Origin of the sequence: Burkholderia sp. MSMB0856 (assembly GCF_001524645.2) — a bacterium.
Taxonomy (GTDB): Bacteria; Pseudomonadota; Gammaproteobacteria; order Burkholderiales; family Burkholderiaceae; genus Burkholderia; species Burkholderia diffusa.
Genome location: NZ_CP013429.1, coordinates 514,612 through 526,782 on the forward strand (window position 1 = coordinate 514,612; position 12,171 = coordinate 526,782).

13 protein-coding genes are annotated in these 12,171 nt (G+C 61.4%); all 13 read right to left on the bottom strand.

The features are described 5' to 3' along the window. Positions 1 to 78 precede the first annotated feature (78 nt). Complete coding sequence (virB5, locus tag WS87_RS31090) at positions 79 to 774, bottom strand: P-type DNA transfer protein VirB5 (protein ID WP_059815366.1); 696 nt, start codon at positions 772 to 774, stop codon at positions 79 to 81. A gap of 16 nt (positions 775 to 790) precedes the next feature. Further along, on the bottom strand, positions 791 to 1,960 hold the full coding sequence (locus tag WS87_RS31095) for a type IV secretion system protein (protein WP_059815369.1): 1,170 nt from the start codon (positions 1,958 to 1,960) through the stop codon (positions 791 to 793). Continuing rightward, the gene (locus WS87_RS31100; protein WP_059815371.1) at positions 1,960 to 4,425 is read right to left on the bottom strand and encodes a VirB4 family type IV secretion/conjugal transfer ATPase; all 2,466 of its coding nucleotides are present in this window, start codon (positions 4,423 to 4,425) and stop codon (positions 1,960 to 1,962) included. The genes WS87_RS31095 and WS87_RS31100 overlap by 1 nt, the downstream gene beginning before the upstream one ends. Before the next feature lies 1 nt (position 4,426). Beyond that, positions 4,427 to 4,747 (bottom strand): type IV secretion system protein VirB3, encoded by a 321-nt coding sequence (locus WS87_RS31105; protein WP_059493347.1) that lies wholly within the window; start codon positions 4,745 to 4,747, stop codon positions 4,427 to 4,429. 18 nt (positions 4,748 to 4,765) lie between these two features. After that, entirely contained in the window at positions 4,766 to 5,107 is a 342-nt protein-coding gene (locus tag WS87_RS31110) for a TrbC/VirB2 family protein (RefSeq protein WP_059815374.1), read from the bottom strand. 48 nt (positions 5,108 to 5,155) lie between these two features. After that, positions 5,156 to 5,824, bottom strand: a complete 669-nt coding sequence (locus WS87_RS31115) for a lytic transglycosylase domain-containing protein (RefSeq protein WP_059815438.1) — start codon at positions 5,822 to 5,824, stop codon at positions 5,156 to 5,158. Further along, positions 5,824 to 6,372 carry a hypothetical protein gene (locus WS87_RS31120; RefSeq protein ID WP_082750546.1) on the bottom strand — a complete coding sequence of 183 codons (549 nt, stop codon included), beginning with the start codon at positions 6,370 to 6,372 and terminating at the stop codon, positions 5,824 to 5,826. The genes WS87_RS31115 and WS87_RS31120 overlap by 1 nt, the downstream gene beginning before the upstream one ends. Continuing rightward, positions 6,365 to 7,207: a ParA family protein gene (locus WS87_RS31125; RefSeq protein ID WP_159085727.1), complete on the bottom strand. Its 843-nt coding sequence runs from the start codon at positions 7,205 to 7,207 to the stop codon at positions 6,365 to 6,367. Before WS87_RS31125 ends, WS87_RS31120 begins: the two co-directional genes overlap by 8 nt. A gap of 755 nt (positions 7,208 to 7,962) precedes the next feature. After that, a complete protein-coding gene (locus WS87_RS31135; protein WP_081052594.1) occupies positions 7,963 to 8,214 on the bottom strand; it encodes a helix-turn-helix transcriptional regulator in 252 nt (83 codons plus the stop codon). A gap of 280 nt (positions 8,215 to 8,494) precedes the next feature. Continuing rightward, positions 8,495 to 8,947, bottom strand: coding sequence for a hypothetical protein (locus WS87_RS31140; protein WP_059815381.1), 453 nt, complete (start codon positions 8,945 to 8,947; stop codon positions 8,495 to 8,497). A gap of 154 nt (positions 8,948 to 9,101) precedes the next feature. After that, positions 9,102 to 10,139, bottom strand: coding sequence for a porin (locus WS87_RS31145; RefSeq protein ID WP_059815385.1), 1,038 nt, complete (start codon positions 10,137 to 10,139; stop codon positions 9,102 to 9,104). Positions 10,140 to 10,200: 61 nt separating this feature from the next. Further along, positions 10,201 to 10,755, bottom strand: coding sequence for an amino acid synthesis family protein (locus WS87_RS31150; RefSeq protein ID WP_059815389.1), 555 nt, complete (start codon positions 10,753 to 10,755; stop codon positions 10,201 to 10,203). Then, on the bottom strand, positions 10,752 to 12,164 hold the full coding sequence (locus tag WS87_RS31155; RefSeq protein WP_059815392.1) for an amidase family protein: 1,413 nt from the start codon (positions 12,162 to 12,164) through the stop codon (positions 10,752 to 10,754). Before WS87_RS31155 ends, WS87_RS31150 begins: the two co-directional genes overlap by 4 nt. Between the last annotated feature and the right edge of the window lie 7 nt (positions 12,165 to 12,171).

Here is a 12,171-nt window from a genome sequence, read left to right on the forward strand (position 1 = left end):
CCCGCTGCTGCAAGCGGCCAGACTCCAGGCGAGGCACCCGGCCAACGTCAGTGAGCTCAGCTTGAACATGGCGTCACCTCAGTTTCCGAATGACGCAGGCGCCATACGGTCCTGTGGCCGGTTGGTCCTGCCCGCTCGGCTCAATACCAACTCGCTCCGCTGTTCGGCCACGAGCTTGTCCTCGGTCTCGGCCAGCATCCGGAAGAGTTGCAGCTTCGTCATCTCGTTGCCGACCGCTGTCGATTCCGTTTGAATGCGCGCCTGTAACTCGGCCACGCCCTTCGGATCCTGCGTCGCATTGATCTGTTGCGCCAAGCTCTGGATCTGGTTCAGCTCCTGCAACTCGGTCTGGTATGCCTGCAGGCCAAACGCCTTATCCTGGTAGGGCTTGTTGAGCGCGCGCTGGCACAGCTGTCGATCGATTCCGGTCTGATCCTCGCAGTTGTAAATCTGACTGGCCGAGCGCAACGCCTGCGCGCTGCCGGTCAGGCCCGCGTAACCACCGTTCTGGATGGCGGTATAGACGCCCTGCCAGTTCGATGGCAACGAGTTGGCGACGACCGGATTACTCAGCAGCGCACCGAAGCCGCGTGTACCGACCGTCGACTGGTAGATCTGGATTTCCTGCTGCACCTGCTGCTTGAGCTGACCGACAGTGGCAATGGCCTGCACCACGTTCTGCGCGTCATAGACTGGGATCCCTTGCGCGTGAGCGCCGGCGCACCACGCCGCCCACATGCATACGGCACGCAACCATCTGCTTCGTCCGTTCATGGTCGTCACCTCCCTCTCAACTGTTCTGCTGGCCCAAATTCGCGCGCGCAACGCGCTGGTAAGCCGGCACTGCACCGCCGCCCGATCCACCACTCGATCCGCCGCCTAAACCGGTCAGGTCGCGAATCTCACCACCGGAGCGCGGTCCTTGTCCGTTACGGACGAGCACCCGGCCGAGCGCCGTGATGAGACTTCGCGACGCCATGCCGGCTGCAAACGCCCCAAAACCCGATAGGGTTGCGCCACCAGACAGGCCAGCCGCAACAGATGGCAACTGCCAGCCGACCATCGCGAGGAACACGCCGGTCGCAAACATGCCAATCGCGGCGGCGGCCGGAGCGGCATCGTCAAGGGAGGCGGAAATCGCTTGCATCAGGGCTGACGAGTCGGCACCGGGTGAACTGCTCGTCGCATGGAGCGAGGTGAGCTCGGCCGAGAACGCTGTGAGCGCCATACCGAGGAACGCTGCGACAAGGACCTGCAGCAACGCGTAATTGGCAAGCTTCGCGGTCCACGCTTCGAAAAACCGCGCGGTCGGCGCAAATGCCCCGCACGCGATGAAGATCGGGCCCAGTCCGAGCACAAGTTCGAGCAGCATCCTCGCCATCACCACCTCGAATGCCAGGACAATCAAAAAGATCGAGCCACCGAGCGCGGCAATCAGGCCGCAGAGGAAATCCCCCATCGCGGCGGCCAGACCGCTCGGGCTGATCCCCTCGTGCGTCGCCTTGTTGAAGTAGGCGTCCATCACGAGGTCAACCTGCTGGTCGTAGCAGTCGAGCGTCTCATAAATGCTGGTCGCAGCAGCCTGTGCTGTTACACTACTGCCATTGGTCGAACCGCATCCCGGATTACCCCCACCCGTCGTGTTCGCCGCATTCTGGATTGTCTGTGCCAGCCCAGCCGTTGCACCGTTGACCGCACCGACGACGTGCTGCTGGTAGATCCCGGCGCTCAGCGCGAACGCCAGCGTGATCGCCACTTTCAACCCTCGCCAGGCAAAGGCAGGCACGGCCTCGTGGGCCTCGCCGCGTACCACCGCGAGACCATAGGCCAGCACCCAGATCGTCACGGCCGTGGTCGCAACGGGCACGAGTGTCCCGGAAAGCGCCGACGACACATTCGTCACGTAGCTCGACATGCCGTTTTCAAGGGTGCCACCCACGGCGGTAAAGAGGCCGCTCATCACGCACCTCCCGGACCTGGCTTTGAAGACGGTCGCGCTCCGACCTGCGCCGCGCGGCGCTTTGCGAGCTCGTCGTGGAATACGGGTAGCCAATCGTGCGGTGCGTCGCCGACCTGAGCGCGGATCGTGTCGAGCAATTCCACGTTGTCGGTCGTGCCAGAGAGCACATCGAGCACATCGCCGAGCCCGGCGAGATCGAGCCGGCCGATCGCGGAGCGATGGCCTTGCTTGACGAGGAACAGGCGGCTGCTCTCGCCCAGGTTGCGCACGATATTGAATTCCGCTTCGGTCAGCTTGAAGCCATGCACGTAATCGTCGTAGTCGGCACGCGGATTCGGCAGGAAGAAGAATGTCGCGCTCTGCTCGATCAGCGCACTCGCGATGTCACTACGCAACACATCGGCCGGCGACTGAGTGTCGAAAATCCCAAGCCCGTTTTGTTTGCGGATCGTCTTCTGCTTGTTTTTGGCAAAATCGGTAAAGACCGGATCGCTGAGCCGCTTCCAGAATTCGGTCATCACGTAAATGAAGCGTCGACCATCAATCAAGTGCTCGGTCCGATGCAGCAGGTACATCGTGACGGGCGTCGACACCTCGGTATCGTCCAGCAGCTCGGTATCGTCGAAACCAAACAGGTCCGCGTGCGCCAGATCGATGCGATCGGCCGGATTGTCCAACACCCAACCCAGGCGCCCGCCCGCACACCATTTCGACAGTCGCGCGTGCAAGCTGTTTTCACCGACGTTCGGCAAAAGCTGCCGTACCATCGACAGGCGGCGCAGCGGTTTATCCATACGCGCGACCTCGCGAACAGCACGCGAGATGTCGAGTTCGTCCTTCGCCGACAGCGGCGCGCCAATGTCGACGAGTTTGCGCACAAGGCGCTCCCAAAAGTCGATCACCAGTTCATCCGGCGCCATCTGGAACGGATTCAGCCCAGTTGGTTCACCGCGGCGGAATACCGTATAGGTCCCACCCATCGCACGAATCGCGATCTCCGTGCCGCGGTCCTTGTCAAACAGCACGGCTGTGATGCCATACTTGGTCGCCATGGCCAGCAGGAATAGCTCGAGCACCGTCTTGCCCGCGCCGGCTCGGCCGATGATCTGGGTGTTGGCAAGCGCCTTCTCGTCGAGCGAGTCTTGCTTGTCCGGTGTCGCGTGGAAGTTCAGATAGAGCGGCTGGCCGCTGGGCGTCTTGACGATCGTGATCGCCTCGCCCCACGGATTACCGTCGCGTTTGCCGGTCGCGAAGTTGTGCAGACTCGCAAGGCCACAAAAATTGCGCGACGTGAGCTTTACCTCGCGCGGCCGATAGCGCCAGTTGGCCGGCAGTTGCGCGAACCACGCCGCATCAGCCACCAGGTCGATCAGTGCCGTCTGGAAGCCGGCATCGGCCAGTTGCGTACGGGCTTTGGCGATGCCTCGTGACACTTCGTCCAGCGTGTCACCGAGCACCGCCAGCGAATAGTGGTACTCGCCGAGAACGAAATTCCCGTTGATCAGCTCATCGAGCGCCTGGTCAAGCGCTTCGACCTGGGACACAGCGACATCTTCGCCGGCGATGAGCTGATTGCGCTGCCGCTCCAGCGCTTCCTTCCCTGTGGGTTTGTCCAGGATCGTAAAGCTCTGCGTCTCGATATACTCGAAGTCGCCGTACAGCAAGCCATTGAGCATGCCTGGTTCGGTGTCTTCCGGATAATCCTTGAGGTCGAGCATCGCCGCGAAGCGCGTTTTAGTCGGCATGCGAATCTCGACTTTCTCGGTACCGACAAACAGCCGCGAAATCGGCAGTGCCTCGCGAATCGAGCCGGTGGGCACAGGCTCACGCTCCCAGACCCCGTTGATCAGATAGCCGAGCAGTTCCAGCGCTGACGAATAGCGACGCGAGGTCCTCCCGACGGGGCTGGGCCGGCGATAAACGCCAAGCGCAATCGGCTCGTACGGTTTGAGGCTGGATTCAACCTGAGCGGCGAGCTCCGTCATGACCTTCAATGCGTCGATCTGATCGCGTCGGATATCGTCGCGCGTGCGGCGCGCCGCACGGCTGAAGACACGTCCCAGTCGCGTGCGGTTTGGCCGGTAGACCACCGTCAGATACAACTCGTTGGCCATCATCCGGTAGCCCGAAAAGCTCCCGTAGTAGCGTGTCGCCAGCTCCTCGCAAAAGCGATTGCGGTACTGGCTCGAAAACTGGTCCGACACCCGCCGACGCAAACGATGCGACCACAGCGACACATGGCCGCCCGCGAGTCCACGCACGAACTGGTTGAACCCGTCATGCCGCGCGAGGATGTCGGCGGGAGCGGCCGCCTCAAAGGCGATGCCGGCGATCTTCCAGATTTGCACGTAGTCGCCTTCGCGCGTCTTGATAATGTGGTCGGTCACATGTGTCGAGTACGGGATATAGCCGGCAAGCGGCACTTCCCGGTTCGCGACGGACACGATGGGCATCTTTCCCGCCATCTCACGCCCTCCTCTTCAGGCGCACCGGCACATAGGCATGCACGCCCCAGAAGCGGCGATTGCGCTGGCACAGCGCCATACGAACGCGTCGCCCGTGCTGCGCGAGCCGCTGGTCGTCATGGCGCGTGATCCACCGCATCGCGACGAACACGGGAATCATCAGAAAGAGGATCGCGACGCCCAGCAGCGGACTGGCCAGCAGTGCCCAGATTGCCGGAATCAGCATGCCGCCGCCGATCATCAGGAACGGAACCAGCGGCACCCCCCACAGCATCGCGGGACGGGTGCAGCCTTTGAAGACGGGATCTTTGAGTGCGTGCATGGTTCGGCGCCGCCCGGATCAACTCGTCGGGATCAACATGCCGGCGATGACCGTCGCGCAACCGACGAACGGGCCGCCGATAAACACATTCGCGATATCACCGAACCGGGCGTGCTGAAACATCATTCGAAATCCCGCCCAGATAATGGAAATCGAACAGATCACGCCGCCGACGCTCAACAGTGTTGTCTGGATCATGTTCAGCAGCGCATTGACCTGAGAGAGTTGCGCCCATGCCGGAACAACGAACATCAGGGACGAAGCGGCCAGAGCGATTGCGCGAGCCGTTCTTCGCCCGGATAGCAGTTTCACCATCCACACATCGATCAACCATTTATTGCATCGCATTCCTGAGTACATGTCTGGCTCCGCGTCGATTGATCACCACCTGATTCCTAAAATGAAGAGCTAGAACACCACTGCACTCGCGTCCGGTTCGCGCTCCGGATCCGCAGCGGGCGACACCGCATTCACTCCGTCGTAATCCCCTCGCGATGGCTGCTGAATCAAAAGTCGAGAGCGTGATGAACGGATAGGCGGCACAGAACCGATCGGTAAGACCGGAATAGGCACGATCTCCGGTACGGAAGACTTCAGCGTCGCGGCGTTCTCGACGACATGCTGTACGTAGCCCGTCCGGTAGCCAGTCGAGAAATTACCGCTCGCATAGCAGGACAGGCCCGCGCGCAGCGCGGCTTGGACATCAGATTGATGATCGGTCAGTACACGGAACTCGCTGGCCTTCGCCGCCGCGCTAAAACAACGGTGGAGGATCGCCGCCCCGGCTGCCAAGTTGCGGCACGGCTCAAACGCGTTCTCGGGGGTCATGCCGTAGGCCGGCCAATTCTCCCGATTCACCTGCGCGAGTCCGACGCTGAAGTTCCAGCCGGTCTCCTCCAACGCACGTGCTGTCGCGACCGCTTCGGCGGCACTCAATGGCTGTCGACGCAACCGACCGTGTACGACGCCAATCGCGTAGGGATTGAATCCAGATTCGGTCCGCACGATCGCCGCCATCGTGGTCGGGTCGATCTGCGGCGCACAGCGTTGCGCGATGGACAAGAAATCGAGCGACATCATCGATTCCTCCAACCAAGTCGATTGACCTGCTGCAGGTGATCCGCTGTCGAACTTGCAAGGTCATAGGTCGACGGTGCGCTGCCAGCGCCATAGAATTTCGTGACCGTCGGTCTCTGGTTTCCGACACGCCGCCAGACACGATCATCGAGTTGATAGTCGACCTTGGCGTTGATCGCACCAATTGCCTGGCACATACGTTCGCTCTGCTCCGACCCGGCCCAGTACAACATGGGTTCTCGGCAATAGCTGGCGTCGGCGAACGTGTTGGTCGCCGATCCGCCTCGCGCACCACCTGTAGCGAAATCGCATGTTGGAAACGGATCACCGTGTCGCAGCGCGTCCCATGAGCTTTCGATTGGCGGTTCGCATTCCGCGTACTGCTCCGGGCCACCCGGATTAGACAGACACAACATCACCTGACAGCCCCAATCGTCCGCATGCGTCACATCGGGCCACGCCATGAACGTGCCAAGCACGACGGCAAGCGAAACCACACCGAACCGCACAGTTCGACGTATATTCGGAATCGACGTGAACTTACACATGACACGCCTCGCTCCATTCAGACTGCAACGGGGCCTCGCGTATGGCATCGAGTCGTCGAGCGATCACATCGAAACACGCGCTCATGGCCATCCATTCGCGATGAACATTCACATCGCCCTGGACAAGTTCCGCTACCGATATCCCACATGCCTGCGCCCGCGGAATGACGTCGAGCCGAGGCAGCAACAGATGGCCTGTTGGACTTTGATCATGCGGAACCAGCCATGCGCCCATGGGCACCTCGAACCAACCATGCCGAGTCTGCTGCGAGGTCGGCTCGATGCAGTTGGGCACGATGCCGATAAAGCAGAGCGACGGATTGAGGCGCGCGCGTACATCGCGCACGCCCTTGTCGCCGTTGACAAAATCAACGATCGGCTCCAGCGCGTCTGGTGACAACGTAACTGGACTGATCAGCGCATCCGCGAGCGCTGCCGCGCATACGGCACGCAAATCAGGCCACGGTGAACTATCGATCAGACAGATGTCGAACAATGCGTCGACCTGGGACAACAAGTGTCGCAAGTTGGCGTAACAACGCGCGCCGACCGGATCGTCTCGATACGCAATGCCGGCGATGGTGGCTGCGGCGAGCACCCCAATGTACGGTCTGGCCGTGTCAGACAGTCGATCGCGCCGAACATTGGATGACGGGCACTTCGTCATGCGCGCGCAGGTGCCGCGTGTGAGCGAAATGGCACTGCATGCCGGCTCGGCTAGATCAAGCACCAACACCCGGCATCCACGTACCAGACGAAGATAATGGGCGAACTGACACACGAACGTCGTTCTGCCTGTACCACCATGGGCCGAAGCCACTAGAAGCGATTTCATGACCGTCTTTCCTCGGATGAGCTCCGAGCGTCGACGGCCGTCCATGAAAAAGAGAACCCGCGGCGTCACAAAGACCACCGCGGGTTCAACGGGGAATCTTGAAACCCAACCAGCAAACAAAAAGCCTGCGATTGCGAACCAATCGCAGGCTTTCTCATGTGTGCTACGGCACACCTTTCACAGACATCGATGCATCGGGGCCGCTAACGCGTACTCGGTCGTGCTACGCACGTTGACCGGATCAGATTGTTGGCTTCACTGTAGGTCAGCCGTCACGGCGATTCAAGCGCCGACGCTCGCCAACAGAACGCATTTCGTTCCCAGTCGCGCCGCAATATTCCTTGCTGTTCCTATATTTATTTTTTGTTCGGCAAGAACGTGATCTTGTCCACGACTCACCATCGCGATGCGCCTGCGCTTCGCTCTGCATGAGCGCCTATGCAACTGAACTCGCCGAACATTCATTCCGCGAACGCTACTGTGTGAACTTGCCTTCCTCAAGGGCGCGGGCAAGCGCGGACCGCGCAGCACGGAGTTCGAAATCGAACAGATGACGTGGATGGCGAACAATCTTCAGTCGTCGACACACGACCTCCCGACTCGCATGCCAGAGGTAGACCATCCGCAGAACCTCCCGATGTCGTGGCTGCAGCGTTCGCCACGCCCGGGTTACACGTTCGGCATCGCCGGGATCGTACGCGCCGCGATTCGACTGCCCCCAATTGCGAAGACGCTCATCGAGTGACGGCGATTGCTCATCGTGCTTCACCGCCATCTCCCCTGTCTTCCGTCTCGTGCGCCTGGGATGCTCGATATCGCGACGGATCGGCCAGGAATTGTTCGATATCGGTCGCCCGCCACCCTACCATTCGTCCACCAAGCGGAATGGCGGGCGGAAACGTTCCGTCCCGCATGCGCTTATAGATTGTCGATCTCGATAGGCCCGTGCACCGCTCGACTTGTCGGCGGCGCAAGATCGTTCGCGTTCCATCATCATTCCAAGACATGATAAGCCCTCCATATCCGGCACGAACATGGCCGGAACTGAAAGGCATTCAAGCAGCAAGGATGATGAGATACCAAACCCGTCGTACCGACGGGACATTCCGTCGGTTAAAAATGGTGTCTCTCCAGAGATTGCACGCGACATGCTCGTGATCCGTCGCATCGAAGCCTGGCAACGCCATCGCGTTTCGATACGACCTTTCCACAGTGACCGATGTGGTATTGGTCACGCGGCGGCTGAAAGGATGATCTCAGGATGCGCTTACGGTAAGCTGTTTGGCTTCACGGCGCCGCGCCCGACGTCGGAATGGGTGACCGGATCTGTCCGGTCATGAATCGTTGAAGGTCTTCCCATGCGGTGCAGTACCTGTGCATCGATACCGCCGCCAACTGCTCGTCATGGACGACCAACATCTGCTCGATCGTGGACTGCTCGCGATCGAGCAACAACCAGGCAGCGCCCTGCTCCGCACGTGCAATGCAGGCCTCCAAAGCGGCCTCGGCTTGCCGGTACAGGTTCAAATCCGCTCCGGTCTCGTTGCGCATATAGAATGCGAGATAGACGACCCGTAGCAGACAACTAATTTGCTCTTCTCCCCCGTGACCAGCCCTTACAGCGGCCAGTGCCATATGATTTTCGAGGGACAGCGCTCGGACCTTCGCGGTCGGCAACGGCAGAAGGTCGCCTTTGGTACGCGGCTTGCGTCCCGCGCGTCGGGCTATCGGCAAAACCATGAGCCATGAAGTGTTCGTGATGATGTTGGGACATGATACCGCGAGCCTCACGTCGAGGCAGAGCGAACCGTGCTCTGTCGAATCGATGCGTGCGCAACGCAGCCGAAGTTGGATACCGGCCCGGCCGCGTTCTGCTGCAACGAAGCGGCGCAACTTAGAACTTGACCCGCATCCCGGCGCCTACACTATTGCCAGTCGACACACCCGTGATCGTGTCATAACGCCAAGCTGCATACACATCGGTCCGCTTCGACAACGGGTAGTCGTAGCCGAGCGCGAGCGTCGACCAACGAAGATGATCTCCGACCGACGGTCGCCGCCGCGTTCCCGCCCACGACATCAGTACGCTTCCTAACCCTATCCGAACACTTGCGCCAAACTGCACCGTATCGTCCGTGACGTGATTGTTGTTGTCCACGCGCTCGTACTGGGCGAACAGCTTGACCAAACGCAACCGATACGCGCCACCGACCATCCATGCGGTCTGAGAAGTGGCACCGTTGAGAAACAGCGATGCCGTGTGCAAACTCTGCACGGCGGCCGTCGCGGAAAAGGGACCGGCAAAGTACAACACGTTCGCGCTGTAGTTGGCCTGCCCGGCATGGCCGGCAACGTCAGCGTTGCTGTACAGCAGGCTTCCGGACAGACCGGCAACCTCGGGAGTCTGATAAAGGAGCGAATTGTCGATCGCCGTGTCGCTCTGGAGCGACGCAGCACCCATGCCCGAGCCAAGGAAACTATGGACGACAATCGGCGAGAAGACGAACGAATTGCCGAACGGATTGAACAGCAGCGTCGACACGAACAGTGGCGCGGTATTGCGCCCCAGCGTCAACTCTCCGAAATGACCGCTCAGACCAACGAAGGCATTTCGCCCAAAAAATGACTGTCCGGGAAACGAACCGGCCTGACCGCCGTTGATACGATAAAAGCTCTCGAGCGTGAAGACGGCCTTCATCCCCCCGCCCAGATCCTCCGTACCGGACATCCCCCAATACGAAGTCGTCATCCCGCCAGAGCCGACTTGCCACGCGTTGCCGGCTGCACCAGCAGGATGCACTTCGCCAATGAATGCGTCCGCTAGCCCATACAGCGAGACCGATGATTGCGCATGTGCGATCCCGGCACCGGTGCACACGCCCAACGTTACAGCCAACTTAGCCACGCTTCCCCGAAATGTTCTTATCTGCATGATGTCTCCTTCGTCTTTGTGATTGTTTGTTCGTGTCGTGCCGTCTTGGCATCGACATTGTTCAGTCCGGTCGCACACGCGCGAGCGGTCTACCGCTGTCGGCCAGCGCGATCGCCACTACGATCTCGTTCGGCGCTGGCGCATCGGCGAGCGTCAGCGAGACCGTGTCAAAGTGGTCAAAGCTCCACATGTCGGTGCAGCCGTGGAGCGGAATGTCCACACACGCGCCCGGCGCCGCACGCTTGGTCACCGACGGAATCAACGACGTCGCGCCTGGCAAGCTTTCGCGCATGGCCCTTCCCATGCGGGGATGCAAGAGCGCCGCCGCACATTCGAGCGGTACCGCGCTGCCCACGAGCGCTGCCTTGCCGTAGGCCTGAACTGCCGACGGCGCGACATCCAGCGCCCATCGCGCGCGGCCTGTGAGCAACGTGCCGAGTTCAGCGCCCAGTTCATAGAGCGACTCAAGCGCCACAGTCCGCCCGTCCGCGTGCCAGTCGTCGAGCCGCAGAACCGCCGCCGCCACGACTTGCCGATGCGGCGGATCGACCTGTATTTGCAGTTCGGCACGCCGCTCGAGGAGGTAAACGACGATTTTGGTGACGGGCGGATTCATATCCGCACCTCTACGACCTCAGTCTGGCCTTGCATTGCTTCTGGCGGAGCCGGAAACGGACCACGTGCGCACTCGTACGCCCGTGCCGCGCGCAGCACCAGCGCATCGCCGCCCGACGGCCCGATGATCTGTAGGCCCGTCGGTAATCCGCCAGGCAAACCACACGGCACGCTCGCCGCCGGCAACCCAGTCTGGTTGCACCACGACGTCAACGGCGGCGCCATGCGCGAGTGCTCGGGGCGCCCCTCCGCGAGCGGTGGGGCACAATGGAATGTCGGCGTGAGCAGCAAGTCGTAGTCTTCAAAAAACGCGGCCATCGCGACCGTGAGCGCGTGGCGCGCCTGAAGCGCATCGACGAAGGTCGAAGTGAGGACGCTATCGCCCGCTTCAGCCAACGCAGACACATCCGGATCGAGCTGCGGCCGCGCTGAGGGAGGAAGCTGCCGGGCCCTTTGCGCAAAGAAGACCGCCCACTGGATTGCGTGCATGCGACTCTCCAGATAGCCGTCCAGCGGCTTCACATCCGTTTCCTCGACCTGTGCCCCGAGCGCGTCGAACAGGCCCACCGCCTGACGGACACTCACGGTGATGTCAGGCTCAACCTGCACACCCGCAGGCGCCGGGCAATAGGCAATGCGCAATCCGGCGATGCCATCATCCAGACCGATGCGCAGATCGGGACAAGCAGAAGCAAGACTTCGTGCATCGCTCTGGCGGGACATCACGGTCAGCATCAGCGCCGCGTCGCTTACGCAACGCGCGATCGGACCGAGCGTCGACAGGTGAGTCCAACTCACCGCCGCGCCAGCTGGCACCCGGTTGAACGACGGTTTCATTCCGACCACCCCGCTCCAGCATGCTGGGACGCGGATCGACCCACCGCCATCGGTGGCCAGCGACAACGGTCCCATGCCGAGCGCAACCGCTACAGCTGATCCGCCGCTGCTCCCGCCGGACGTGAGACGCCGATCCCACGGGTTACGGGTAATGCCGGTGAGCGGGCTGTCCGTGACGATCTTGTTGCCAAACTCTGAGGTCGTGGTTTTGCCGAACAGCAGCGCGCCGGCCTGTCGCAGTCGCGCGACCGCGGGTGCATCATCGGCCTCCGGCGCGCTGAGTGACGTGAGCGATCCATATCGGGTCGGCAGTCCGCGCACGGCGACGAGGTCCTTGACGGAGACCGGCACGCCATCCAGCAATCCGCATGGCTCCCCGCGCATCCAGCGTTGCTCCGACTCGCGTGCGGCGGCCAGCGCGCTGTCCTCGTCGAGGTTGCACACGCCGTTGACAAGGGGATTGACGAGCGCGACCTGGTCCAGAACCGCGCAAGTAACCTCGACAGGCGAGAACGAGCGGCGCCGGTAGCCGACCATGAGCTGCTCGACGTTCATTCCCAGTACGTCATTCATATGGATT

Excerpts from the sequence above, each read along its gene's own strand:
- virB5 (WP_059815366.1), bottom strand. The coding sequence starts at position 774 with ATGAACGGACGAAGCAGATGGTTGCGTGCCGTATGCATGTGGGCGGCG.
- WS87_RS31095 (WP_059815369.1), bottom strand. The coding sequence starts at position 1,960 with ATGAGCGGCCTCTTTACCGCCGTGGGTGGCACCCTTGAAAACGGCATG.
- WS87_RS31100 (WP_059815371.1), bottom strand. The coding sequence starts at position 4,425 with ATGGCGGGAAAGATGCCCATCGTGTCCGTCGCGAACCGGGAAGTGCCG.
- WS87_RS31105 (WP_059493347.1), bottom strand. The coding sequence starts at position 4,747 with ATGCACGCACTCAAAGATCCCGTCTTCAAAGGCTGCACCCGTCCCGCG.
- WS87_RS31110 (WP_059815374.1), bottom strand. The coding sequence starts at position 5,107 with ATGTACTCAGGAATGCGATGCAATAAATGGTTGATCGATGTGTGGATG.
- WS87_RS31115 (WP_059815438.1), bottom strand. The coding sequence starts at position 5,824 with ATGTCGCTCGATTTCTTGTCCATCGCGCAACGCTGTGCGCCGCAGATC.
- WS87_RS31120 (WP_082750546.1), bottom strand. The coding sequence starts at position 6,372 with ATGTGTAAGTTCACGTCGATTCCGAATATACGTCGAACTGTGCGGTTC.
- WS87_RS31125 (WP_159085727.1), bottom strand. The coding sequence starts at position 7,207 with ATGAAATCGCTTCTAGTGGCTTCGGCCCATGGTGGTACAGGCAGAACG.
- WS87_RS31135 (WP_081052594.1), bottom strand. The coding sequence starts at position 8,214 with ATGTCTTGGAATGATGATGGAACGCGAACGATCTTGCGCCGCCGACAA.
- WS87_RS31140 (WP_059815381.1), bottom strand. The coding sequence starts at position 8,947 with ATGGTTTTGCCGATAGCCCGACGCGCGGGACGCAAGCCGCGTACCAAA.
- WS87_RS31145 (WP_059815385.1), bottom strand. The coding sequence starts at position 10,139 with ATGCAGATAAGAACATTTCGGGGAAGCGTGGCTAAGTTGGCTGTAACG.
- WS87_RS31150 (WP_059815389.1), bottom strand. The coding sequence starts at position 10,755 with ATGAATCCGCCCGTCACCAAAATCGTCGTTTACCTCCTCGAGCGGCGT.
- WS87_RS31155 (WP_059815392.1), bottom strand. The coding sequence starts at position 12,164 with ATGAATGACGTACTGGGAATGAACGTCGAGCAGCTCATGGTCGGCTAC.